Source organism: Streptomyces sp. NPDC101151 (genome assembly GCF_044768335.1).
Classification (GTDB): Bacteria; Actinomycetota; Actinomycetes; order Streptomycetales; family Streptomycetaceae; genus Streptomyces.
The window spans coordinates 81,622-105,068 of sequence record NZ_JBIWPP010000009.1 but is presented as its reverse complement, the minus strand read 5'-3'; the positions used below and the strand labels follow the sequence as shown (position 1 = coordinate 105,068).

The window sequence follows — 23,447 nt, the reverse complement described above, 5'->3', positions numbered from 1 at the left end:
AGTACGCCACGCAGGACCGGAGTTGAGCCCACCGCTTACCTCGGGAGCCGTGAAGCGACACCAACACATCACAGTTCGGCCACCGTTGGCAGAAATTTGGCTTGATAAGCAAACCGGGAGGTCCGTATCTTCTGACTCTGCGCACCGCACCCTTCCGGATCTGCGACTACGGGAGAGGGCCATGACCCTTCTGACACCCCAGGTACATCTCCCCTCTTTGCCGGAGATCGAGCATTACGGCACGAATGAGGCACTTCGTTCCGACAACGCCCGGACCGGCGGTCCGGGTGCCGGGCTCGACGGCCCCCTGTCCGGCTCGCTCGCCGGCGAGCTGACCCGGCTGCTCTTCGACGGCGACGACCAGGAGCACGTCCATGGGATGTGGCGCGACCTGATTGCGAAGGACACGTTCCGCCACCGTCCCGGACTGGACTCGGCCGAACGCGCCGCGCTCTCGTACGAGTGGCTGCGCCTGGTGAACGACACGGCCGGAGGAGCCGAGCGGCTGGCGGACGATCCGGGGCTGCTGGCGGCACTGCACGAGTGGGCGGCGATCGTGGACGGCGGCGGGGGCCTGTGCACGGTGGCGAGCATCCACTACAACCTCTTCCTCGGCAGTCTGCTCGACCACGAGGGTGCGGAACGCCGGGATCTGTCCGACTTCACGTCCCTGCGGCGCACCGGCACGTTCCTGTGCACCGAGCTGGACCACGGCAACGACGCCTCGGCGCTGGAGACCACCGCCGAACTCGACCCGGTCACCGGCGGGTTCGTGCTGAACACACCGCACGCCGGCGCCCAGAAGTTCATGCCCAACACCAGCATGACCGGCGGCCCCAAGAGTGCCGTGGTGGCCGCCCGGCTGATCGTCGAGGGCCGCGACGAGGGCGTGTTCCTGTTCCTCACCCCGCTGAGCGACGAGCGGGGTCTGCGGCCGGGCGTGCGGGTCCGGCGGCTTCCCCTGCGCACCGGTGCACCGGTGGACCACTGCCTGACCGGGTTCGACCGGGTACTGCTGCCGCGCGATGCCCTGCTGGAGTCCGAACACGGCCGCCTGGACACCGAAGGCCGCCTCCACAGCAGCCTCGGCAACCGGCGCAAGCGGTTCCTGCAGTCCATCGGCCGGGTCACGATGGGGAAGCTGTGCATGAGCGGTGCCGCCGTCGGTGCCACCCGGGCCGCGCTCGCCATAGCCGTCCGCTACGGCGACCACCGGATGGTCAGCGGTCCGCGTGCGGGCGAGCGCATCCCGGTCAACGCCCATCGCTCGCATCACGGACGGCTGCTGAAGGGCCTCGCGTCGGCCTACGCCATGACCTTCCTGCACCGCTCTGTGCTCGCCCGCTGGGCCGTCCAGCACGCCGATACGGACGCCGGGCGACAGGCGGAGACGGAGCGGCTGGTCGCCGTCGCCAAGAGCTGGATCACCTGGCAGGCCCGGGAGATCACCATCGAGTGCCGGGAACGCTGTGGCGCGCAGGCCCTGTTCGCCGCCAACGGCCTGTCCGAGTTCCCGCAGTACGTCGAGGGCACGGTCACCGCCGAGGGCGACAACCTGGTGATCTGGGTGAAGGCGGCCGCCGAGATGCTCTTCGAGCACCAGCCGTCCCGGGAGGCCCCCGAACCCCCCGGCGGTGTCGAGCGGTTGACGGACCCCCGGCATCTGCGCGGACTGCTGGCCCGGGCCGAGGCCGGCTGGCAGGACCGGGCGCGCGCGGCCCTGCGCAGGGGTCCGTCCGGCGATCCGGTGGAGCGGTGGAACGGTGCCTCCTCCGCCGCCCTGGAGATGGTCTCGGTGCACGCCCGGCTGCAGGCGGCCGACGCCTTCCTGGACGCGGCCGCCCGGGCGACGCGCGCCGGGACCCGGGAACTGCTGGAGCGGCTCTGCCGGTTGTTCCTGCTGCAGCAGCTCGGCGAGCACACCGGCGATCTGCTGGCCGACGGCCATCTGTCCGCCGAACAGGTACGTGCCCTGCCCCAGCTCCTGGACGACGTGCTGCGCGACCTGGCCCCGCACATGACGGACCTGGTCGAGGCGTTCGACCTGCCCGCCGCGTACCTGGACGGGATCCCGCTGGCCAACACGGGCTGTGTCTCGCTCGCCGACTACTCGACCGCGGCCGAGTAGCCGGCTGTCCACGGCCTGATCCGCCGGACCGGTCCCTACGGGTATTCGCAGTAGACGGGGCTCGAGTCGGTCTCCACAGACACGCCGGGGACGGGGCCGTCGTTGGAGCCTCCGCTGACGTAGACGGCGCTCACCCAGCCGAGCCAGCCCTGCGGGGAGACGATCTCGACCCAGTAGTGGTTGTAGTAGGGCCCGTCGGTCACCCGGTCGCCCCACCGCTGGCAGTAGGCGTACACGTCGACGTTGGTCAGCCGTTCACTGGTCGCCAGATCGCACGAGGTACTGGCGCACTGGCGCACTCGCACCTGGCCGGCCCAGATGTGGACCGTCTTGCCCGAGGCGGCGGCCTGGGCGGGTGAGGGTGCGAGAGTGAGCAGGGCGGTGAGGCCCAGCACGGCCGCGAGCAGGGCCCGCGGGGAGAACAGACGAGTGATGGTCTTCGAGAACACGGATGATGCTCCTCTTCCTGATGTCCCTTGGTACGAACGCGAGTTGCGCCCGGGGCCACCGTGGCGGCGGGGCGGCGGTGTGCGCGGTCAGCGGCAGTCGCCGTCCGTCGGGACGCCGGGGACCGGCTCGTCGTTGTCTCCGCCGCGCACATAGACCGCGCTGATCCAGCCGATGGGTCCGCCCGCGTTGACCTGCACCCACCAGTTGTTGCGGTAGGGGCCGTCCGTCACCTCGCCGCCGGTGCGCTGGCAGAAGGCCGTCACCCACCGTCTGCCGATCTGGGCCCCGCTGATCGGCGGGCACTCGGCGGACACCTGTGGGCAGGCCCGTACGTTCACACCGGTCGCCCACACGTACACGCTCGCGTCGGTCGCGGCCGCCTGCGCCGGCCCCGCACACAGCAGGGGCAGCGCCGCCGCGGTCGCCACGGCACCGGCCGGCACCGCGCGGCGCAGGGCGCGCATCGTCGTAGAAAGGTCGGTCCTCATCGCTCTCCTCTGTGCGCCACTCCACGACGGGCGGTCGGCGAAGTCGGCGGCCGGGGTGGGTTGCCCTGTCGTTGCTGTGACGCTCCGGGCGGCCCCGCCGTATGACTGCGCCGCCCGCCCGTTTCGACAACCACGTGACGCGGCGGGGACGACGGCGTCCGGGCCCCGGATCAGGAGTGCGCGAGACCCTCGATCCAGGACTGGAGGCGTTCGCCCTGGGCGGCCATCAGGCCGGGGTCGCGCAGGGTGTTGGTGAGGACCGACATGCCCTGGTAGGCGGCGACCAGCTCGATGGCGAGAGCGTGGGCGTCGGGTCGGCCCAGCTCGGTGAACTGGCCCTCGACCCAGTCCAGCAGGGCCCGCATCACCTTGGCCGCGGCCAGGTCCAGGCCGTCGTCGCGCTTGTCGAGTTCGGTGGCCAGGGTGCCGACGGGGCAGCCGAAGCGGGCCGCGGTGTCGCGCTGATCGACCCAGCCGGCGATCAGGGTCTTGAGGCGGGTCGCCGGACCGGGGAGTTCCTCCAGACGGGCCGTGAGCGCGTTGAGCTGGTCGCAGTGGGCCTGCACCGCCGCCTCGACGAGCTGGTCCTTGGTCTTGAAGTAGTAGTAGACATTGCCGAGGGGGACGTCCGCCGCGCGGGCGATGTCCCCGAGGGTGGTCTTCTCCACTCCCTGCTGATGGAAGACCTGGACAGCCGCTTCGACCAGGCGCTCACGTTTGCCGCCCCGGCGGGAGGGGGCGGCTCCGGCCGTCGTACCGGGCTCTGAGTCAGTCACCTGACTAAGGATAGACAGCACGGAACGGATCGACTACCGTGGGGACTTAGTTAGTCAACTAACTCATACGGGAGATGCATCGTGATCGTTGTTACGGGTGGCACGGGGAACGTCGGACGGGCTCTGGTCGCACAGCTGGCCGCGCACGGAGAGGCCGTAACGGCCGTGGCACGGCACATCACCTCCGAGGACGTCCCGGCGGGCGTGCGGGCCGTCGCCGCCGACCTCGGGCAGCCGGCCGGTCTCGCATCCGCGCTGGAGGGGGCCACGGCTCTGTTCCTGCTGGTCGCGGGCGACGATCCGGAAGGGATCCTGAAGCAGGCCGCGGTGGCCGGCGTCACGAAGGTGGTCCTGATGTCCTCGCAGGGCGTGGGCACCCGGCCGCACAGCTATGCGCACGCCGCCGGCTTCGAGGCGGCCCTGGCCGGATCGGGACTGGCCTTCACCGTGCTGCGCTCGGGCGGATTGGCCTCCAACGCGTTCGCCTGGGCCGAACCGATCCGACGGCACCGCACCGTGGCAGCGCCCTTCGCCGACGTGGCACTGCCGTTCGTCGACCCGGACGACGTCGCCGCTGTCGCCGCCGCCGTGCTGCGCCAGGACGGGCACGACGGCGTCACCTACACCCTGACCGGCCCCGAGGCCGTCTCTCCCCGGCAGCGGGCCGCCGCCATCGCACAGGCGCTCGCCGAGCCGGTGACCTTCGTGGAGCAGAGCCGCGAGGAGGCCCGGGCACAGATGGCGCAGTTCATGCCGAGCGACGACGTACTGGAGGGAACGCTGTCCATCCTCGGCGAGCCGACCGCCGAGGAGCAGGCCGTCAGCGGGGACGTGGCGCGGATCCTGGGCAGGCCCGCGAACCCGTTCGCGGCGTGGGCGGCACGCAACGCCCCGGCATTCCGCTGACCATGACGTCGACCACCGCCGCAGGCGCCGACCGGGCCTGTGGCGGCGACCGGCTCACGGGATCTCCTGCTCGGCCCAGATGATCTTCCCCTCGTCCGTGTAACGGGCACCCCAGCGGTGGGCGAGCTGGGCCACCAGGAAGAGTCCGCGGCCGCCCTCGTCCGTGCTGCGGGCGTGTCTCAGCCGGGGAGCGGTGCTGCTGGCGTCGGCGACCTCGCAGGTCAACCGGGCGTCACGGAGCAGTCGTAGCCGGATGGGCGAGTCGGCGTAGCGGACCGCGTTGGTGACCAGTTCGCTGACGATGAGTTCCGTCGTCATGGCCAGTTCGTCCCCGAGGCCCCACTCCGCCACCCGGCGCGTCGCCTCGTTCCTGACATGTCCGACGGCGGCCGGGTCGGCGGGCACCTCCCACGACGCCACCCGGTCCGGGCCGAGGGTGCGGGTGCGGGCCAGGAGAAGGGCGATGTCGTCGGGCTGCGGCGCGGGCACCAGCTGTTCCACAACGGCCGTGCACAGCGTTCCGAGGTCCGTCCCGGACTGGGCCAGCGCCTCGCCGAGCCGGGACATCCCCGACTCCACGTCCTGGCCGATTCCCCCGATGAGACCGTTGGTGTAGAGGCCGAAGAGGCTGTTCTCGGGCAGCTCGATCTCGGTGGCCTCGAAGGCCATGCCGCCAAGCCCGAGCGGCGGCCCGGCCGGGATCTCCGGGAAGTGGGCGTATCCGTCCGGGGCGACGACGACGGGGGGCGGGTGTCCCGCCCGGGCCATCGCGCACCTTCTGGTGACCGGGTCGTAGACGGCGTAGAGGCAGGTAGCGCCCACAAAGGTCGCCGTGGTCCTGGTGGCCGGGTCGCGATCGTCCTCCTCGCTCAGCCGGAGCACGAGGTCGTCGAGGTGGGCCAGCAGTTCGTCGGGGGGCAGATCCATGTCGGCGAGCGTCTGCACCGCCGTGCGCAGCCGGCCCATGCTCGCCGCCGCGGTGATCCCGTGTCCCACCACGTCACCGATGACCAGGCCCACACGCGCGCCGGACAGCGGAATCACGTCGAACCAGTCGCCGCCGACCCCGCCCGTCGGGTCCGCCGGAAGGTAGGAGGAGGCGACGTCCACCGCTGTTCCACCCGCCAGGACGTGGGGCAGCAGACTGCGCTGCAGGGTGACGGCCGCGGTGTGCTCCCGGGTGTAGCGGCGGGCGTTGTCGACGCACACCGCCGCTCGCGCCACCAGCTCCTGGGCCAGCAGGACGTCGTCGGGCCCGAACGGAACCGGGTTGAGCGAGCGGGCGAAGGTGGTCAGGCCCAGCGCCGTGTTCCGCGCCCGCATCGGCACGGAGATGAGGGAGTGCAGGCCGAACTCGCGGATGCGGGCCGCTCGCACGGGCTGTTCGGCGACCCATGCGGCGTCGGAGGGATCCAGGACCGGGATGTGGATCGGCTCCCCGCTGATCAGGAGGTTGACATCACCGGGCGGAGGCAGGAAGTCCACCTCGTCGCCGACCTGGGCCACCGCCTCCGGGCAGCCTTCCCGTACCGACTGCAGTCCCGCGCGACGCATCGCCGGCCGAGCGGGCGCCGGTCCGGCATCGGTGAGCCATGTGCCGTGTCCCTCGGTGCTGAGCACCGGCTCCAGGACGTCCACGATGACGAAGTCCGCGAAGCGGGGGACCGAGAAGTCGGCCAGCTCCTGGGCCGTACGCAGCACGTCGAGAGTCCTGCCGATGCTGGTGCCGGCCTCGTTGACCAGGGACAGGAGCTGGCGGGCGTGCCACCGCTCGGTGACGTCCAGGACCATGTAACCGAGCGCGGTGACGGAGCCGCCGGCGTCCACCAGGGGGAAGAACGAGGTGGAGTAGGCGTGCTGGCGGTGCGGATCGGCCCAGCTCCATCCGGCGTACTCGTAGTCGGTCACCGGCTCTCCGGTGGCCAGCACCTTGCGCATCAGTCCTTCGAGGGTGTCCGCCTGCAGTCCGGGCAGCAGCTCGCTCAGCCGACGCCCCAGCCGTTGTTCCCGCGGCACACCGCCGAACCGTTCCAGCGTGTCGTTCAGCCATACGTAGCGCAGATCCAGATCCATGACGGCCATGCCGACCGGCGAGCGGGTGAGGAATCCGTCGAGGTTCGACCGGCCGACGGTCCACTGCGGCCGCTGCTCCCGTGCCGAGACCAGGAAGCACTCCTTCTCGTCGATGCCGAAGGCCGCCGAGACCCGGAGATGGATCTCCACGCGATGGCCGTCCCGGTGCCGTACGTGGATGAGACCGCTCCAGCCCATTCCGGCGCGGCACCGCTCCGCGATGCCCGCGGCACGCAGCGGATCCGCGGGCATGGCGAGCAGGCGCGCGGCAGGACGGCCGGCAACCTCCCGCGCGAGGTACCCGAGCAGCGCCTGCGCACCCCTGGTCCAGCCGACCACGACGCCGTCCCCGGAGATCACCGCCGCCGCGTCGGTGGAGGCGTCGATGACATCCCGTGGCTCCGCGGACGCGGACACGTCGAAACCCTTTCGCCCAGGTTCCATCCGTTCCATCCTCTGTTTCCACCCATGGTCCTGCCAGTCCGCCGGTTGTGCACGGGCCGGTCCTGGGGTTGGGGCGGGAGGAGTGCAGGAGGCAGCATGGAGGTACCGGTCATCAGCGCTCGGGCGTGCGGCCTCACCGGCAACGACGGGTGACCGGCCGGTGGAGGTGGATCTGGCATGGCAGTCGACTCCTTGCGCACCGGCAACGATCACAGCTCCGAGCCGCCCCGCCCGACCGGCCTGCTGGACGTGCTGAGCGTGGCCGCGGTGGCGCTGGACACCCGAGGGCGCGTCGTCTTCTGGACCCCTCAGGCCGAGGACCTGTTCGGCTACTCCGCGGAGGACGTCCTCGGCAAGTACGCGGCACGGCTGCTCATCCACCCCGACCACCTGCAGGCCGTGGTGAGTCTGTTCACCGAGGTACTGGAGACCGGCCGCGGGTGGGCCGGCGCCTTCCCCGTCCGGCACAAGGACGGCAGCAGCCGTCTGACGGAGTTCCGCACCATGCGGCTGCTGGACGACCTCGGCGACGTGTACGCCCTGGGAATCGCCGCCGATCACACCCTGCTGCAGCGCGTCGAGACGGACCTGGCCCTGTGCGAGCGGCTGATCAACCAGTCCCCGATCGGTCTGGCCCTGCTGGACCCCGATCTGAAGTACCTCCTGGTCAACCCGGCGTTGGAGCGGATCGACGGGATCCCGGCCGAGGACCACATCGGCCGCCATCTGAGAGAGACCCTGCCCTTCCCCGACGTGAACACCGTCGAGTCGGCCCTGCGCCAGGTGCTCACCACCGGCATGCCCCTACTCGACCAGTACCACGTGGGTCATCCCCCGTCCGATCCCGACCACGAGCACGCCTGGTCACTGTCCTTCTACCGGCTGGAGGACCCGGGCGGCCGGGTCCTGGGCGCGGCCGCCTCGGTCGTCGACGTCACCGAGCGCCACCACGCGGCCGCCGAGGCCGACCGGGCCAGGCGGCGCCTGGCCCTGATCGCCGACGCCTCCGCCCGCGTGGGCACCACGCTGGAGGTGGACCAGACCGCCCACGAACTGGCCGACATCTGCACGCCCGTGCTCGCGGACGTGGTCGCCGTGGACGTCCTCGACTCCGCACTCGCCCTGCGCCGCGCGCGCCGTCCGGACAACGGCCCGGAGCTGTTCCGCGCCCTCGCCCTGAAGGCGGCCCACCCCACCGTGGCGCTGCGGGCCGCCGGCGAGCCCGGCAACGTCGCCACGTACGACGGTGACCGCCTGGTCACCCTGTGCGTCCACACCGGACGGCCGGTCCTGGTGCGCAACGTCGGTGCGCGGGATCTGCGCCAGATCGCCCGGGACGCCGAGGCCGGCGCACTCCTGGCCGAGGCCGGCGTGCACTCGTATCTCGCCGTGCCGCTGATCGCGCACGGCGAGGTGCTCGGCGCCCTCGATCTCAAGCGCACCGTCAACCCGCTGCCCTTCGACGAGGACGACGTCGTGCTGGCCGCCGAGCTGGCCAGCCGTGCCGCCGTGGCCATCGACAACGCCCGCTGGTTCCAGAGCGTGCGCAACACCGCGCTGACCCTCCAGCGCAGTCTGCTGCCCGACCACTCGCCGCACCACACGGGCCTGGAACTCGCCTCCCGCTATCAGCCCGCCCAGGCCACCAGCGAGGTCGGCGGCGACTGGTACGACGTCATCCCGCTGGCCGGGGACAAGACCGCCCTCGTGGTGGGCGACGTCATGGGCAACGGCATCGACGCGGCCGCCACCATGGGCCGACTGCGCACCGCCACGTGTGCGTACGCGGATCTGGACCTGGCTCCGGACGCGGTGCTCCAGCACCTGGACAAGATCACCTGCGATCTGGAGCACTACATCGTCACCTGCCTCTACGCGGTCTACGACCCCCGCACCGGGCAGTGCACGATCGCCAACGCCGGGCACATGCCGCCCGCTCTCGCGCGGCCCGGCCGGGCTCCCGCGTTCCTGGACCTGCCCACCGCGGCTCCGCTCGGTGTCGGCGGCATCCCGTTCGAGACCACGACGACCGAGCTGGGCCCCGGAGACCTGTTGGTCCTGTACACCGACGGCCTCGTGGAGACCCGGCAGCACCCCATCGACGACCGCCTAGGCGTCCTTCTCGGATTCCTCGACGAGCCCCACCGGCCGCTGGAGGAGACCTGCGACCTTCTGCTGTACGGCCTGCGCCATCCCGACGACCACGACGACGTGGCCCTGCTCGTCGCACGGGCTCTGTAGCCGCGGGGCCTCCCCCATCCACCTGGTGAGGGTCGCCCGTTGGTGCGACGCTGGGGGGAGAGGTGTCCGAGGAGCGGAACCCTGGAGGGCCGATGGGACGGGACGTCCCGGCGCTCGTCTTCACCCGCGAGGACCGCCGCCGGTACCGGATCAAGATGCAGGAGTGCCTCGACGCCTTCGCGCAGATGCTGCGCGAGTCACGGTTCGAGTCCGAACGCCCCCAGGTGGGACTGGAGATCGAGCTGAACCTGGTCGACGACCGGGCCGAGCCCGCGATGCGCAACGCCGTTGTGCTGGAGGCGATCGCGGACCCCGCCTGGTCCACCGAGCTGGGGCGGTTCAACCTCGAGATCAACGTGCCACCCCGTGGACTGACGACGGGCGGCCCCGACGGCTGGGAGTCAGAGATCCGCTCCGCGCTGAACCACGCGGAGGAGCGGGCCGGATCGGTGGGCACCCGCCTGGTGACGGTCGGCATCCTGCCCACCCTGCGGCAGGAGGACATCGGCGAGGACTCCCTGTCGGAGAACCCGCGCTACCGGCTGCTCAACGACCAGGTCTTCGCGGCCCGGGGCGAGGACCTGCGGATCGAGCTGGACGGCGTCGACCGGCTGCGGACATACGCGGACACGATCACTCCGGAGGCCGCGTGCACCAGCACCCAGTTCCATCTGCAGGTGTCACCGGAGAACTTCGCGCCCTACTGGAACGCGGCGCAGGCCATCGCCGGGGTGCAGGTGGCGCTGGCCGCCAACTCGCCGTTCCTGTTCGGCAAGGAGCTGTGGCACGAGACCCGCATCCCGCTGTTCGAGCAGGCCACCGACACCCGCCCGGAGGAGATCAGGATCCAGGGGGTACGGCCGCGGGTGTGGTTCGGCGAGCGGTGGATCACCAGCGTCTTCGACCTCTTCGAGGAGAACCTGCGCTACTTCCCCGCCCTGCTTCCACTGTGCGACGAGCAGGATCCGGCGGAGACACTGGACCGCGGGGACATCCCCGAGCTGTCCGAACTCACCCTGCACAACGGCACCATCTACCGCTGGAACCGGCCGGTCTACGCCATCGCCCACGACATGCCGCACGTCCGGGTGGAGAACCGGGTGCTGCCCGCCGGACCGACCGTCGCCGACACCCTCGCCAACGGCGCCTTCTACTACGGGCTCACCCGCGCCCTGGTGGAGGAGGACCGCCCGGTGTGGTCGCGGATGTCCTTCTCCGCGGCCGAGGAGAACTTCCACATGGCGGCCCGGCACGGCATCGAGGCCATGCTGTACTGGCCCGGCATGGGCGAGGTCCCGGTGCCCGAACTGGTGCTGCGGCGGCTGCTGCCGCTGGCGCACCGCGGGCTGGCCCGTTCCGGCATGGACGCGTCCTGGCGGGAGCCGCTGCTCGGCATCATCGAGCAGCGCTGCGTCACCGGTCGCAACGGGGCCGTGTGGCAGAAGGAGATGTTCCACCGCATCGACTCCACCACCCATGCCGGGCGCCACGAGACCTTGCGGCGCATGACAGAGCTGTACATCGACTTCATGCACCTCAACGCCCCGGTCCACACCTGGCCGGTCGACTGACGGGTGCCCGCCGATCGTGGATGCCACCGGAGACGATCACCGGTTAGGCTCCTCCAGCGCTTGTCGGGGGAACGACCGAGGTGGGGGAACATGGCTGACGATTCCGCGTCCGAGAAGGCCCGGAGACCGGGGGTCCAGGCACTGGCGGCGGTGCTGGTCTTCGCGGGGGTGCTGGGAGTCCTGTTGGCGCAGAAGGAATTGCAGGGCTCCTCGGACCCGGGACCGGCCACGTGCTCCTCCGATGACAAGCCCGTGTCCAAGCGTGTGTCCGCGGCCCAGCTGTGCACGGCGCTGAACCGATCGGACCTGCCCACGCTCCTCGGGACACCGCGGGAGCAGGCCGAGACCGCCTACGGGTCCGAGAGTTCGGTCAAGGACGCCGACGGCAAGGAGACCCCCTCGCCCGAGGCGGAGGTCTCGCTGAAGACGTACTCCGTGAAGCTGTGGGCGTCGGACGACGATCTGCGGGTCGGCGAGTTCTCCGGACTCCTCGGCGGGTCCGCGGAGTCGAAGACGGTCCTCGGTCACCCCGCCGTCCTGTACTCGGACCACACCATCGCCCTCAAGTTCAACCTCGGCGGCGGCGAGATCCACTCCGGCACGGGTGGCATCGCCCGTCATCTGCTGGTCGCCAGGGACGCCGAGGACGGCGGCGGTTCGTTCGAGGTCGCCCTCTGGCGCCAGGACGATGTGCCGCCCGACGACGCGGCGCTGGTCCGCATCGCCGAGCGGGTGCTGCCGACGGTCCCCGGCTGGACATAGCGTGCTGCCATGCGTGTCGACTACTCACCACAGTCCCTTGACCCGGGATCGTTCTACCGTCTGCTCACCGCCGTGGTCGTGCCCCGGCCGATCGCGTGGGTCTCGACCCTCACCGCGGACGGCGAGACGGCGAACCTGGCCCCGCACTCGTTCTTCACCGTGGCCTGCACCGATCCGCCCATCGTCCAGTTCACCTCGGTCGGCCGGAAGGACTCGCTGCGCAACGTCGAAGAGACAGGGGAGTTCGTCGTCAACTTCGCTCCCGAGCCGCTCTTCGCGCAGATCAACGCGACCGCGACCGACTTCCCCGGCGACGAGGGCGAGTTCGACGCGGTGGGCGTCGCACGCGAGCCGTCGCTGCGGGTGAAGCCGCCGCGCGTGGCCGCCTCCCCGGTCGCGCTGGAATGCACGCTGCACTCCACGCTCCGGCTCGGCAACTCGACCGTGGTGTTCGGCCGGGTCGTGCACGCGGCCGTCAGCGAGGACGTCCTGGTGAACGGCTGCCCGGACATCGGACTGCTGCGTCCCCTGGCCCGGTTGGGCGGGAACGAGTGGAGCACGGTGGGGAAGGTCAGCGAGGCGGCGCGCATCCCGTACCGGGAGTGGACGGCCGACTGAGGCCGCCATCAGGCCGGCTGCCGCCCCCGGCCCGTCCTGTCCGCCACCTCGCCCGGCACCGGACGCCGTACGAGGAGTTCGCTCACCTCGAACGACATCTCGGTCGTCTCCGTGGCGGGCGAGGGGTGATGACGCCCGGCGCACACCGACAAATTGACGATGAGATACGCGTGCCAGTGCCGGCCCACACCGCGCGGGTCCGCGAAGGCCCGCACGCCGTTCACCCACCAGACGACGGAGTGGGTACCGAACTCCGTGCGCAGGTCGACCCAGGCACCGGGGCGGAGGGCGGTGTCGCGGACGTGGCTGCCGCCGCCGCGGACATGGTTGGTGAACTCCAGCAGGTCCGGGTTGTCCGGGTGGTACTCGAAGACGTCGATCTCCTGGCCGCCGTCCCGCCAGGTCCAGATGGCCGGCCAGGCGCCGATGTCCCGGGGCAGCCGCACCCGGGCGTCCAGGACGTCTCCGGACCGGACCGTGAACGCCTCCTCGCTGCCCTCCGTGGTCAGCAGGCCCGTGTTCCACAGGCCGTCCGGCCGACGCGTCGCCCTGAAGACACCCGAGCGGGAGTGGTCGGCGTCGGGCACGAGATGGTCCAGTTTGCCGTCGCCCGGATTCACCGGGCCTCCGTCGGGATACGCCCATGAGCGGCCCGCGACCCACTGTGTGACGGACGCGAAGTCCGCGGTGAACACCAGGTCGGACGATGCGGGAGCGGACGGAGCCGGAACCCGGCCGCTCGGTGTCGGTTCTTCCATGACCGATGCCTCACCGGTTCGGGTCGGCCCATGCGCCCGGGCACCCGGAAGGCCGCGGGAACGACCCGTCCGGGCGCACGACGGCCGCCCCGTGGCGGGGCGTGCCGGACGAGTGGGCCCGGCGGCTCAGGCTTGGGCGAGTACGAGGACGAGCGGGATCCCGTGGCACGGCACCAGGCGCAGGCCCGCGTACTCGGCGGGCGCCGTCCCGGTGAGCAGTTCACCGAAGTCGGGGCCCTTGGTGAGGGAGCCGGCCAGGTGTGCGGGGTCGGCGGAGGCGGCGACCCGGCCGCGGGCGTTCACCAGGCGGGCGGGCCGCGACAACTGACGCAGCAACGGGAGTACGGCCGCCTCGAAGTGCCGCAGGTACACGTCGGCGGCGGCGACCCCGGCGAAGCGCCCCTCGATCTCGACCGGTACCGACAGGGTGAGGCTGTACTCGTCGGAGCAGAGGTAGTCGACGTACGGTCCGGCCACGGCGCGGCACCCGGTGTCGCGGGGCAGGGCGAACCAGTCCCAGTGCGTGTAGTCCGAGTACGCCGAGTGCCCGGGGTCGAGGTCGAGCAGCAGGGGCCGCACATCGCCGTCGGCGCCCGTCTGCCACCACTCCAGCCATGCGGGGACATCGCTCAGCAGTCCCGGGGCCGCCACGAAGCCGACGCCGGACACCAGGTCCTGGCGGGTCAGCCGCTGGTGCAGTCCGGGGCGGAGGGCGGCGAGGTCCGCGCTCGCGGGGCGGCGGCCCTGCGCGGCCGCCTTCGCGAGGAGGGCCGCGGTGTCGGCACGGGTGGCGGCGACGGCCTCGAACACCGTCTCCAGTGCATCGCCGACCTGCGAGGCCACCCGGCCCTCGGCGTCCGCGTCGAGCGTCGCTGTCGTCACGGCCGCCGAGGCGGCCTGCCCGGGCCTCCAGCCCATGGTGTCCTCCAGCGGACGGGAACCGGACGCGGCCCGTTCAGAGCGTGAGGCGTACGGCGACGAGCCGCGCCGTCGACTCCCTGACGCACCGCTCGGCCAGCGTGCCGGCCGTTTCGTGCGCCCCATCCTGCACGGCCGAGATCACGGAGCGGTGACGGTCCGCCACTTCTTCACGATATTCACCGCTCCCGAGGACCAGGCACAGCAGTGCCCCCACCTCGCTCTGCAGCGCGACCTGTTCGCGGGTGAGCCGGGCCGACTGGGCGGCCGCCGCGAGTTCGACGTGGAAGCGGCCGTAGAGGCGGCTGCGCGCCGCCGTCTCCTCTGCGCGCGCCAGTTCCTCGGCCGTACGACGCAGCGGCTGGAGGTCCTCGGGTTCGGTGCGCTGGGCGGCCAGGCGGGCGGCGGCGCCGGACAGGGCGGCCCAGTGGTCGCCGAGGTCGCGCAGTTCCTCGGTGCTCCAGCCGCGCAGCCGTGCCCTGAGCCGGTCGTCGGCGGGGACCTCGGGCAGCGAGACGAAGCTGCCGCCGCCGCGGCCCCTGCGGGTGGTGACCAGGCCCTGCTGCCTGAGGGCCATGAGCGCCTCACGCAGGGTCACCGTCGAGACTCCGAGCTGTCCGGCCAGTTCGCTCTCACCGGGGAGCTGCTCCCCGTCGGCGAGCAGACCCAGTTCTATGGCGTCGCCGAGGCGGCGGACGACCGTGTCCACGCGGGCCCGGTTGTCCACCGGGCTGAAGACGGCCCGGCGGGCGCCGCCGCCCGTTCCCCGGGCGCCGGCGTCGATCTCGTGTTGCCTCACGGTCACCACCTCGCGCATTGACTCAAGCTTTACCCTAAGGGGACCTTGAGCTTAGAACTATGACTTCATATGTTTGCGGTCAACTCAGAGCGCGCCAGAAAGGTTCCCGCATGGAGGGAATTGCGATCCGGCTGCAGGAGCTGCGGAAGTCGTTCGGGGAGACGACGGCCGTAGCCGGTGTGGATCTGGAGATCCGGGACGGGGAGTTCTTCTCGATGCTCGGCCCGTCCGGCTCGGGGAAGACGACGGTCCTGCGGCTCGTCGCCGGGTTCGAGACTCCCACCCGGGGCCGCATCGAGCTCGCCGGACAGGAGGTCACCGGTCTCGCCCCGTTCGAACGGGACGTGCACACCGTGTTCCAGGACTACGCCCTGTTCCCGCACATGACGGTCGAACAGAACGTTGCCTACGGGCTCAAGGTCCGCAAGGTGGCGAAGGCCGAGCGCCTCGTCCGCGCCCGCAAGGCACTCGCCGAGGTCCGTCTGGAGGGCTACGGCGGGCGGCGGCCCGCACAGCTGTCCGGCGGACAGCGACAGCGGGTCGCCCTCGCCCGCGCCCTGGTCGGCCGCCCCCGGGTCCTGCTGCTGGACGAGCCCCTCGGCGCCCTCGACCTGAAGCTGCGCGAGCAGATGCAGGTCGAACTCAAGGCACTTCAGCGGGAGGTGGGCATCACCTTCGTCTTCGTCACCCACGACCAGGAGGAGGCCCTGACGATGAGCGACCGCATCGCCGTCTTCGACCAGGGGCGCATCGCGCAGGTCGGCACCCCTGCAGAGATCTACGAACGCCCGGCGACCCCCTTCGTCGCCGCCTTCGTCGGCATCTCGAACCTGCTCGAAGGCGAGGCGGCCCACCGGACGGTGGGCACGCCCGGGACCTACAACATCCGCCCGGAGAAGATCCGCGTCCTGAAGGAGTCCGCCGAGGCGGACGAGCCCGGACACGCGACCGTCACCGGCACGGTCGCCGAGGTCGTCTACCTCGGCGACGCCACCCGCTTCCTCGTCGACCTCGACGGCGGCGGCCGCCTCACCGCCCTGCAGCAGAACCTGGAGACCTCCTCCGCGGACGTCGCCGCCTACCGCGGCGCCCGGGTACGCCTGCAGTGGCACCGCCGGCATGCCGTCCGGATCCCCTCCTGAGTCCCCCACTCCCCCGCAAACCCCGCTCCGCGCAAGGCCCCCTCACCTTTGGAGAACGTCGTGCGTCTCACCCGAACCCTCCAGGCCGCGGCCGGCGCCGCCGCACTGCTGCTCACCGCCGCCTGCGGCTCCTCCGGCAGCGGTTCCTCGGCCACGGGCCTCAACCCGCCCGACCTCAAGGCCCCCACCGAGCTCGGCAAAACCGAGGGACAGGTCAACCTGATCGCCTGGGCCGGTTACGTCGAGGACGGCTCCAACGACCCCAAGGTCGACTGGGTCAGCGACTTCGAGAAGCAGACCGGCTGCCAGGTCCACTCCAAGGTCGCCGCCAGCTCGGACGAGATGGTCAAGCTGATGAAGACCGGGGAGTACGACGCCGTCTCCGCCTCCGGAGACGCCTCCCTGCGCCTGATCGCCTCCGGTGACGCGGCCCCCGTCAACACCGGCCTCGTCCCCAACTACAAAGATGTCTTCAGCGGACTGAAGAACGGCGCCTGGAACTCGGTGAACGGGCAGATGTACGGCATCCCGCACGGCCGGGGCGCCAACCTGCTGATGTACAACACCGAGAAGGTGAGCCCGGCGCCCACCTCCTGGTCGGCGGTCTTCGACGACGCCGCCACCCACAAGGGACATGTCACCGCGTACGACTCGCCGATCTACATCGCGGACGCGGCCCTCTATCTCAAGGCCACCAGGCCCGAGTTGAAGATCAAGGACCCGTACGCGCTCGACCAGAAGCAGTTCGACGCCGCCGTGGCGCTGCTGAAGAAGCAGAACGCGAACATCGGCGAGTACTGGAGCGACTACCTCAAGGAGGTCTCCGCCTTCAAGAGCGGGGACTCGGTGGTCGGCACCACCTGGCAGGTCATCGCCAGCCTCACCGCCGGCGAGAGCGCCAAGGTCAAGGCGTTCGTCCCCAAGGAGGGCTCGACCGGCTGGTCCGACACCTGGATGGTCGCCGCAAAGGCGAAGCACCCCAACTGTGCCTACAAGTGGCTCGACTGGATCGTCTCCCCCAAGGTCAACGCCCAGGTCGCCGAATACTTCGGCGAGGCACCGGCCAACGAGAACGCCTGCGCCGAGACCAGCGACAAGAACTTCTGCACGACCTACCACGCCACCGACGAGGGTTACTGGAAGCGGATCGCCTTCTGGAACACGCCCATCGAGCAGTGCCTCGACGGCCGCAAGGACGTCCGGTGCGTGCCGTACGCCAAGTGGGTCCAGGCGTGGACCGAGATCAAGGGCTGAGCGGTGACGACAGAAGTGACGCAGGCGGCCGGACGGGGAACCGTCCGGCGGCTCGCCGGGACGCTGCACCGCAGGCCCCGGCTCCGCCTGGCCCTGCTGCTCACCGCCCCGCTGCTGTGGCTGACCGTCCTCTACCTGGGCTCGCTGACGGTCCTGTTCGTCTCGGCGTTCTGGACGACGGCCTCCTTCACCTCGCAGGTGGTGAAGGTCTGGTCGACGGACAACTTCCACGCCCTGTTCACGACCCCCGTGTTCCGCCAGGTGATGGTGCGCAGCGTCGGCGTGGCACTCGCGGTGACCGTGCTGTGCGCCGTGATCGCCTTCCCGGTCGCCTTCTACACCGCGCGGGTGGCCCGGCCGAGGTGGCGGCCGCTGCTCGTGGTGAGCATCCTCACCCCGCTGTGGGCGAGCTATCTGGTGAAGGTGTACGCCTGGCGGCTCATCCTCTCCGAGGGCGGCCTCGCCGACTGGATGCTCAAGCCCGTCGGCCTCAACGGCCCGGGCTTCGGGCTGCCCGCCACCGTGCTCACGCTGACGTATCTGTGGCTGCCGTACATGATCCTGCCGATCCACACGGCTCTCGAACAGCTCCCGGCCAACCTGCTCGACGCCTCCGCCGACCTCGGCGCCAGGGCCGGCCGCACCTTCCGCTCGGTGGTGGTGCCCATGGTGCTGCCGTCCGTGGCCGCCGGCTCCGTGTTCACCTTCTCGCTGAGCCTCGGTGACTACATCACCGTGCAGATCGTCGGCGGCAAGACCCAGCTCATCGGCAACCTCGTCTACTCCAACATCGAACTCAACCTGCCCATGGCGGCCGCGCTCGGCACCCTCCCCGTGGTCGTGATCGTCCTGTACCTGCTGGCGATCCGCCGTACGGGCGCCCTGACCAGCCAGTAGGAGGAGAGCGCCATGCATCTCACCCGCACCGCGCGCATCGCCCTGCGGACAGGAGCCGCACTCGGCTTCGCGGTGATCTACGTCCCGCTTCTGCTCGTCCTCGTCAACTCCCTGAACCCCGACCGCAGTGCGAGCTGGCCGCCGCCGGGGCTCACCCTGCACTGGTGGTCCGTGGCCCTGGACAACTCGGGTGCGCGCGAGGCCCTGTGGGTGTCCGTGAAGGCCGGACTGGGTGCCACCGCGATCGCGCTCGTCCTCGGCACGCTCATCGCGTTCGCGGTGGCCCGGCACCGCTTCTTCGGCCGCGACACGGTGTCCTTCATCGTGGTCCTGCCGATCGCGCTGCCCGGCATCGTCACCGGCATCGCCCTCAACTCGGCCTTCGGTACCGTCCTGCAGCCGCTCGGCGTGGGCCTCGGCCTGTTCACCGTGATCATCGGCCACGCCACCTTCTGCATCGTGGTGGTCTTCAACAACGTCGTGGCCCGGCTGCGCCGTACGGCCTCCTCGTACGAGGAGGCGGCGATGGATCTCGGCGCCACCACCTTCCGCGCCTTCGCGGACGTCACCTTCCCGCTGGTCCGCTCCGCGCTGCTGGCCGGCGGCCTGCTCGCCTTCGCCCTGTCCTTCGACGAGATCGTCGTGACGACGTTCACCGCGGGACCCGGCATCGAGACCCTCCCCGTCTGGATCTTCGGCAACATGACCAGGCCCCAGCAGGCCCCGGTGGTGAACGTCGTGGCCGCCGTCCTCGTCCTGCTGTCGGTCGTCCCTGTCTACGTCGCCCAGCGGCTGTCGTCGGACACGGCGACGTCGAGCCGGGTGTGAGCGGATCCCGGGCTCTGCCGGACAGCGGACGGCCCGACGGCCTCGCCTGCTGCGCTGAGCCCGCGCCCGGCCGGGTGGGCGAGCGGGCCGGGGCCGACTTCGGCGGCGGTCCGGAGCAGGCTTTCGTAGGCTGAAACTGCCCGAAGCCTCTCCGGGAGGTGTGCCCGTAGGCGGGAGACGGTCGTGATCGAACTGGCCGCGGCGTTCGCCGTCGCGGGAGCGGCGAGCAACGCCGTGGGCACGGCGTTCCAGCGCAAGGCGGCGTCCACGAGCCGGCGCGGTGGGGTACGGCTCCTCGCGGAGCTGGTGCGCCGACCGGCCTGGCTGCTCGGCATGGCCGGGGTGGTCGGCGCCGCGGTGTTCCAGGCCCTGGCCCTCGTCAATGGCCCGCTCGCACTGGTCCAGCCGCTCTTCATCCTCGAACTTCCCTTCGCCCTGCTCGTCGCTGGGCCACTGATGCACCGCCGGATGCCCCCCTCGGGCTGGTGGGGCGTCGTCGGCGTCGTCACGGGCCTTGCCGTGCTGCTCGCCGCGGCCGCCCCGCACGGAGCCACCGATCAGGCGCGGCTCGTGCGGTGGATCCCGGCGCTCGGCCTGTGCCTGGGGGGCATGGCCGTGGCGGTCCTGCTGGCCGGCCGGGGACGCTCGGCGGCGCGTCGCGCCGCGCTGCTGGCGGCCGCCTCCGCCACCGGCAACGCCCTGACCGCCGCGATGCTGAAGTCGGCCACGGGGACCTTCGCCGACCATGGCTTCCTCGCGTTCCTGCGCTCCTGGCAGACGTACGGCTTCGCGGTGACCGGCGCGGTCGCCGTGCTCCTGCTGGAGAACGCGCTGCAGGCCGGTCCGCTGGCCGCGGCCCAGCCCGCGCTGACCATCGGTGACGCGATGGTGAGCCTGGCCCTGGGCATCACCTTGTTCGACGAGCGCATCCGCACGGGCTGGTGGCTGATGCCCGAAATAGGCGGTGCCGTGCTGATCGTCGTGGGCGTCCTGGTCCTGAGCCGCGCCGTGCAGCATCTGACCGTCCGTTAAGTCCCACAAAGAGTAATCGGTCCGGCATGATGCCGAATAAATACCTGGCGCTCCCACGGCTCGGCCGCATGCCCACCGACTGTTGTTGAATCAGCCAATAGCCGCCTTGACGAAGTCCTGACGACCAAAGTTCGCTCATTGGAACCTGTACAGCCACATAACAGGCACACCAGCTCACTCAGCGGACCGGAACGGCAGCTCCGCGTTGCGAAGGTTCCCCTATGTCAGTGATAGCATCCCGGCGTCTGCGACCTTGGTCCAACCGGCTCGCCCAGCGTTTTGAGAGGCGCAGTTCTCGACACGAGGGCGGCCGAGTCGTTCCGAGCGGTTGCGCCACGGATTCCCCCGAGATCCGTCTGCCGACGACTGCAGGCTACACATAGGAAAGGTTTCCATGATTCGAGACGCACTCGTTTGGTGCCTGGTTGCGGCGACTGCGATCGCCGTGGCCGCCGCCCTGGTGCTCAGTCGTCGCAACAAGGCCATAGCGACGAAGAAGCAGCAGGCCGAGGCCACCCTCACCCTGAGACTGAGCGAGGCCGACGGTCAACTGGCTGCCTTAAGAGCCGAGTTGTACCAGCATCAGACTGAGCACGAAAAAACCATCCAAGAGGCCGAAGAAGCGGCTGAGGAGAGCACCAAGGCTGTTCTCAAGGGTTCCGCCCGCTTTCTGCAGAGCCTTGCTGCGGAACAGCTGGCGCTGCTTGAGGAAATCCAGCGCAAGTACGGCGGCCATTCCGTTCTGGGTGACCTGCTCGAAGTCAGTCACGCCAATGCACAGATGGCACGCAAGGCGCAGGGCATTGCGGTTATGTGTGGCGCTCCGCTGGGTCGCCGAAACAGGCCCGCGAGCGTTTATGACGTGGTGCGCAGCGCACAGAGTCAGATTCGCAACTTCCGGCGCGTCGAAATCATGCAGCAGACCGGTTTTGCATTGAAGGCGTCCGCCGTTTCTCCCGTCGCGCTCGCGGTCGCGGAACTTCTCGACAACGCCGCCAGTTTTTCCCAGCAGGGTTCGCCCATCGAGGTCACATTCCAGCGGGTGCAGAAGAACCTGTGCATTGTGATCGACGACGCCGGTGTCGGTATGAACGACGAGGACCGGCAGAAGGCTTCCGCGCTGCTCTCCGGTGACTTCCGCCCTCGGCTTTCGCATCTCGGCAACCAGCCGAAGTTCGGTTTCCCCGTCATCGGCCTGCTTGCGCAGCAGTACGGATTCCGGGTGGACGTGACCGGCGTCTCCCGGTACGGCGGCGTTCGAGCGGTGGTGCTACTGCCGGAGGAGCTGTGGACCATGGAGGAAGCACCACCGGCCGAGGACTCCGGGATCAGCGGGATTCGCGGCACCGTCGGGCGGCCGGAGCCCGTGACCCGCACCGCGCACGGCCTGCCTCGGCGGGGAGCCCGCCAGGTACCCATCGCCAGCGTTCCCGACCAGGACGGCACGGCGCAGCCCGCCGCTGCGCCGGAGGAAGCCGGCCGTGCCGCGGGCCGGAGCCTGGGAGCCTTCCAGCGCGGCACGCTCTCGGGCCGCAACCTCGCCTCGGCGCCGTCCGAAGGGTCCGATGACGCATGACCACAGACCTGTCGTGGATGCTCGAGGACATCGTGCACAACGTGCCGAAGGCGCGTCACGCCGTCCTGCTGTCCGCGGACGGCCTGCCCCGAGGTGCGACCGACGGCATGGCCCGGAAGGACGTGGGGACGATCTCCGCCGCCATGGCGGGTATGCAGTCGCTCAGCCGGGCGACCTCCCACTTCGCCGGGCCGGGGGAAGACAGGCAGTGGAACCAGACGATCATCGAGTTCTCGCACGGCTGGATCTTCCTGATCGGAGCCGGGCAGGGCGCCTACCTGGCCGCGGCCGCGGCGCCCGACGTCGACATGCAGCAGATCTCCTTCCGCATGCACCGGCTGGTCGCCCGGCTCGGCAACAACCTCACCTCACCGCCCCGGCTGAACACGGAGGGCGTTGACGGGCAGTACGGCCGGGCCCGGTCGGAGCAGGAAGGCGCGGGCGGCACGGGGATCCCGATCGTGGACCTCGACGAAGTGATCGGTCAGGTACAAGGCGCCCGCCACGCCGTTCTGTTGGGCTCCGACGGCCTGCCGCGCGGCGCCACCACGGGGATGAGCCAGGACCTGGCGGACACCATCTCGGCGGCCATGACGGGGATTCACGCCTACAGCAGGGCCACCTCGCAGTTCGCCGGTGCGGGCCAGGACGCGCAGTGGCGGCAGACGGTGATCGAGTTCCAGCACGGCTGGATCTTCCTGATCTCGGCCGGCCAGGGCGCGTTCCTGGCCGCGGCCGCCGAACACGATGCCGATATCGAGGAGTTCACCACCCGACTGCATCAGGCGGTGCCCCGGCTGAGCGCATATACGGCACCACGCGGGGAGGCGAGCCGTACGTGAATGACGAGCCGGAACAGGAACTGGAGCTGACCTCCGCATTAGTCCCGCTCTTCGTGATCACGAACGGGCGTGAGCTGCCCCCGGACAATGCCTACGAGCGCACGACCCTGGTGTCCGCGCAAGAGGGTGCCGCTGCTACGGCTCGCACGCTTTCCCCGGAGGCGCGTCAGGTTCTGGAGCTGGTCACGGACGGTTTTCTCTCCGTCGCGGAAGTGGCCGCCCACACGCATCTGCCGCTGGGGATCGTGCGGATTCTCCTGGCACAGATGGAGGAGAGCGGTCTCATCATCGCGCGCAAGCCCGTGCCCCGCGCCGAACGTGTCGACCGAGAAGTGCTCAACGCCGTACTCGACGGCCTCAAAGCCCGATTCGGAGCGTGATTCGTGTACCTGGATTCAGGTGTCCTCACCGCGGTGAAGATCCTTGTGGTGGGGCACTTCGGGGTCGGGAAGACCACGTGCATCGGAAGCATCTCCGAGATCGAGCCGCTGCGGACCGAAGAGGAGATCACCGAAGCCAGCGTGGGATTTGACGACCTGTCGGGGACTCCGGACAAGACCACCACGACGGTCGCCATGGACTTCGGCCGCCTGACCATCAGCGACGAGGTGGTGCTGTACCTCTTCGGCACGCCGGGTCAGGAACGATTCAAGGAGATGTGGGAGGAGCTGTCCCGGGGGGCGCTGGGCGCGCTCGTCCTCGTCGACCCCGAGCGGCTGTCGGAGTCCTTCGCGGTCCTGGACCTGGTCGAGCGGTTCGGCCTGACCTACGCCATCGGCGTCAACCACTTCGACGGCACGACCGACTACCCGCTCGCTGAGATCCGCGAGGCGCTGAACCTGTCCGACCGGACGCCCGTGGTCACCTGCGACGTACGGGATCAGCAGTCGTCGGCGCAGGCCCTCATCACTCTCGTCCACCACCTACTGTCCCTTCTCGACTAG

Annotated in this window: 22 protein-coding genes; 15 read left to right on the top strand and 7 right to left on the bottom strand. The window is 70.4% G+C overall.

Annotation, left to right across the window (positions count from 1 at the left end):
- The first annotated feature begins 181 nt into the window (after positions 1-181).
- Positions 182-2,128 carry an acyl-CoA dehydrogenase gene (locus ACIRU3_RS19180; protein ID WP_404057603.1) on the top strand — a complete coding sequence of 649 codons (1,947 nt, stop codon included), beginning with the start codon at positions 182-184 and terminating at the stop codon, positions 2,126-2,128.
- Between the two features lie 35 nt (positions 2,129-2,163).
- On the opposite strand, the gene ACIRU3_RS19175 is transcribed toward ACIRU3_RS19180, so the two are convergent.
- From ACIRU3_RS19175 to ACIRU3_RS19165, 3 genes are all read right to left on the bottom strand, one after another.
- Positions 2,164-2,577 carry a hypothetical protein gene (locus tag ACIRU3_RS19175; RefSeq protein WP_404057601.1) on the bottom strand — a complete coding sequence of 138 codons (414 nt, stop codon included), beginning with the start codon at positions 2,575-2,577 and terminating at the stop codon, positions 2,164-2,166.
- A gap of 87 nt (positions 2,578-2,664) precedes the next feature.
- Positions 2,665-3,066, bottom strand: a complete 402-nt coding sequence (locus tag ACIRU3_RS19170; RefSeq protein WP_404057599.1) for a hypothetical protein — start codon at positions 3,064-3,066, stop codon at positions 2,665-2,667.
- A 170-nt stretch (positions 3,067-3,236) separates the two neighbouring features.
- Positions 3,237-3,842 carry a TetR/AcrR family transcriptional regulator gene (locus ACIRU3_RS19165; protein WP_404057597.1) on the bottom strand — a complete coding sequence of 202 codons (606 nt, stop codon included), beginning with the start codon at positions 3,840-3,842 and terminating at the stop codon, positions 3,237-3,239.
- Between the two features lie 81 nt (positions 3,843-3,923).
- Between ACIRU3_RS19165 and ACIRU3_RS19160 the strand changes: the two genes are divergently transcribed.
- The gene (locus tag ACIRU3_RS19160) at positions 3,924-4,748 is read left to right on the top strand and encodes an SDR family oxidoreductase (RefSeq protein ID WP_404057596.1); all 825 of its coding nucleotides are present in this window, start codon (positions 3,924-3,926) and stop codon (positions 4,746-4,748) included.
- 54 nt (positions 4,749-4,802) lie between these two features.
- Here ACIRU3_RS19160 and ACIRU3_RS19155 read toward each other — a convergent pair whose 3' ends face one another.
- The gene (locus tag ACIRU3_RS19155) at positions 4,803-7,265 is read right to left on the bottom strand and encodes a SpoIIE family protein phosphatase (RefSeq protein ID WP_404057594.1); all 2,463 of its coding nucleotides are present in this window, start codon (positions 7,263-7,265) and stop codon (positions 4,803-4,805) included.
- Positions 7,266-7,442: 177 nt separating this feature from the next.
- Here ACIRU3_RS19155 and ACIRU3_RS19150 point away from each other — a divergent pair, with 177 nt between their 5' ends.
- The 4 genes from ACIRU3_RS19150 (at position 7,443) to ACIRU3_RS19135 (ending at position 12,457) form a co-directional block, all read left to right on the top strand.
- Positions 7,443-9,506, top strand: a complete 2,064-nt coding sequence (locus ACIRU3_RS19150; protein ID WP_404057592.1) for a SpoIIE family protein phosphatase — start codon at positions 7,443-7,445, stop codon at positions 9,504-9,506.
- Between the two features lie 92 nt (positions 9,507-9,598).
- A complete protein-coding gene (locus ACIRU3_RS19145; RefSeq protein ID WP_404057590.1) occupies positions 9,599-11,077 on the top strand; it encodes a glutamate--cysteine ligase in 1,479 nt (492 codons plus the stop codon).
- 90 nt (positions 11,078-11,167) lie between these two features.
- Positions 11,168-11,839: a DUF6215 domain-containing protein gene (locus tag ACIRU3_RS19140; protein ID WP_404057589.1), complete on the top strand. Its 672-nt coding sequence runs from the start codon at positions 11,168-11,170 to the stop codon at positions 11,837-11,839.
- A gap of 9 nt (positions 11,840-11,848) precedes the next feature.
- Positions 11,849-12,457 (top strand): flavin reductase family protein, encoded by a 609-nt coding sequence (locus ACIRU3_RS19135; RefSeq protein WP_404057587.1) that lies wholly within the window; start codon positions 11,849-11,851, stop codon positions 12,455-12,457.
- Positions 12,458-12,465: 8 nt separating this feature from the next.
- Here the strand turns inward: ACIRU3_RS19135 and ACIRU3_RS19130 are convergent, their stop codons facing one another.
- The 3 genes from ACIRU3_RS19130 to ACIRU3_RS19120 form a co-directional block, all read right to left on the bottom strand.
- A complete protein-coding gene (locus ACIRU3_RS19130; RefSeq protein WP_404057585.1) occupies positions 12,466-13,215 on the bottom strand; it encodes a beta-glucanase in 750 nt (249 codons plus the stop codon).
- Between the two features lie 126 nt (positions 13,216-13,341).
- Positions 13,342-14,133: a cache domain-containing protein gene (locus ACIRU3_RS19125; RefSeq protein ID WP_404057583.1), complete on the bottom strand. Its 792-nt coding sequence runs from the start codon at positions 14,131-14,133 to the stop codon at positions 13,342-13,344.
- Positions 14,134-14,170: 37 nt separating this feature from the next.
- Complete coding sequence (locus tag ACIRU3_RS19120; RefSeq protein ID WP_404057581.1) at positions 14,171-14,950, bottom strand: FadR/GntR family transcriptional regulator; 780 nt, start codon at positions 14,948-14,950, stop codon at positions 14,171-14,173.
- Positions 14,951-15,042: 92 nt separating this feature from the next.
- Here ACIRU3_RS19120 and ACIRU3_RS19115 point away from each other — a divergent pair, with 92 nt between their 5' ends.
- The 9 genes from ACIRU3_RS19115 to ACIRU3_RS19075 all read left to right on the top strand — a co-directional run bounded on the left by ACIRU3_RS19115 (position 15,043) and on the right by ACIRU3_RS19075 (position 23,447).
- Complete coding sequence (locus ACIRU3_RS19115) at positions 15,043-16,074, top strand: ABC transporter ATP-binding protein (protein WP_404057579.1); 1,032 nt, start codon at positions 15,043-15,045, stop codon at positions 16,072-16,074.
- 60 nt (positions 16,075-16,134) lie between these two features.
- On the top strand, positions 16,135-17,328 hold the full coding sequence (locus ACIRU3_RS19110; protein ID WP_404057577.1) for an ABC transporter substrate-binding protein: 1,194 nt from the start codon (positions 16,135-16,137) through the stop codon (positions 17,326-17,328).
- A gap of 3 nt (positions 17,329-17,331) precedes the next feature.
- Positions 17,332-18,225, top strand: coding sequence for an ABC transporter permease (locus tag ACIRU3_RS19105; protein WP_404057575.1), 894 nt, complete (start codon positions 17,332-17,334; stop codon positions 18,223-18,225).
- 12 nt (positions 18,226-18,237) lie between these two features.
- Entirely contained in the window at positions 18,238-19,053 is an 816-nt protein-coding gene (locus ACIRU3_RS19100; protein WP_404057573.1) for an ABC transporter permease, read from the top strand.
- Positions 19,054-19,236: 183 nt separating this feature from the next.
- On the top strand, positions 19,237-20,085 hold the full coding sequence (locus ACIRU3_RS19095) for a DMT family transporter (protein ID WP_404057571.1): 849 nt from the start codon (positions 19,237-19,239) through the stop codon (positions 20,083-20,085).
- 394 nt (positions 20,086-20,479) lie between these two features.
- Positions 20,480-21,661 carry an ATP-binding protein gene (locus ACIRU3_RS19090; RefSeq protein WP_404057569.1) on the top strand — a complete coding sequence of 394 codons (1,182 nt, stop codon included), beginning with the start codon at positions 20,480-20,482 and terminating at the stop codon, positions 21,659-21,661.
- Positions 21,658-22,503, top strand: a complete 846-nt coding sequence (locus ACIRU3_RS19085; RefSeq protein ID WP_404057567.1) for a roadblock/LC7 domain-containing protein — start codon at positions 21,658-21,660, stop codon at positions 22,501-22,503. Before ACIRU3_RS19090 ends, ACIRU3_RS19085 begins: the two co-directional genes overlap by 4 nt.
- Positions 22,500-22,883 (top strand): DUF742 domain-containing protein, encoded by a 384-nt coding sequence (locus tag ACIRU3_RS19080; RefSeq protein ID WP_404057565.1) that lies wholly within the window; start codon positions 22,500-22,502, stop codon positions 22,881-22,883. Before ACIRU3_RS19085 ends, ACIRU3_RS19080 begins: the two co-directional genes overlap by 4 nt.
- A 3-nt stretch (positions 22,884-22,886) precedes the next feature.
- A complete protein-coding gene (locus ACIRU3_RS19075) occupies positions 22,887-23,447 on the top strand; it encodes a GTP-binding protein (protein WP_404057563.1) in 561 nt (186 codons plus the stop codon).

Bases quoted from the DNA above. Each gene is read 5' to 3' on its own strand.
- ACIRU3_RS19180 (WP_404057603.1), top strand. From the start codon at position 182: ATGACCCTTCTGACACCCCAGGTACATCTCCCCTCTTTGCCGGAGATC.
- ACIRU3_RS19170 (WP_404057599.1), bottom strand. From the start codon at position 3,066: ATGAGGACCGACCTTTCTACGACGATGCGCGCCCTGCGCCGCGCGGTG.
- ACIRU3_RS19155 (WP_404057594.1), bottom strand. From the start codon at position 7,265: ATGGAACCTGGGCGAAAGGGTTTCGACGTGTCCGCGTCCGCGGAGCCA.
- ACIRU3_RS19150 (WP_404057592.1), top strand. From the start codon at position 7,443: ATGGCAGTCGACTCCTTGCGCACCGGCAACGATCACAGCTCCGAGCCG.
- ACIRU3_RS19145 (WP_404057590.1), top strand. From the start codon at position 9,599: ATGGGACGGGACGTCCCGGCGCTCGTCTTCACCCGCGAGGACCGCCGC.
- ACIRU3_RS19140 (WP_404057589.1), top strand. From the start codon at position 11,168: ATGGCTGACGATTCCGCGTCCGAGAAGGCCCGGAGACCGGGGGTCCAG.
- ACIRU3_RS19135 (WP_404057587.1), top strand. From the start codon at position 11,849: ATGCGTGTCGACTACTCACCACAGTCCCTTGACCCGGGATCGTTCTAC.
- ACIRU3_RS19130 (WP_404057585.1), bottom strand. From the start codon at position 13,215: ATGGAAGAACCGACACCGAGCGGCCGGGTTCCGGCTCCGTCCGCTCCC.
- ACIRU3_RS19125 (WP_404057583.1), bottom strand. From the start codon at position 14,133: ATGGGCTGGAGGCCCGGGCAGGCCGCCTCGGCGGCCGTGACGACAGCG.
- ACIRU3_RS19120 (WP_404057581.1), bottom strand. From the start codon at position 14,950: ATGCGCGAGGTGGTGACCGTGAGGCAACACGAGATCGACGCCGGCGCC.
- ACIRU3_RS19115 (WP_404057579.1), top strand. From the start codon at position 15,043: ATGGAGGGAATTGCGATCCGGCTGCAGGAGCTGCGGAAGTCGTTCGGG.
- ACIRU3_RS19100 (WP_404057573.1), top strand. From the start codon at position 18,238: ATGCATCTCACCCGCACCGCGCGCATCGCCCTGCGGACAGGAGCCGCA.
- ACIRU3_RS19090 (WP_404057569.1), top strand. From the start codon at position 20,480: ATGATTCGAGACGCACTCGTTTGGTGCCTGGTTGCGGCGACTGCGATC.
- ACIRU3_RS19085 (WP_404057567.1), top strand. From the start codon at position 21,658: ATGACCACAGACCTGTCGTGGATGCTCGAGGACATCGTGCACAACGTG.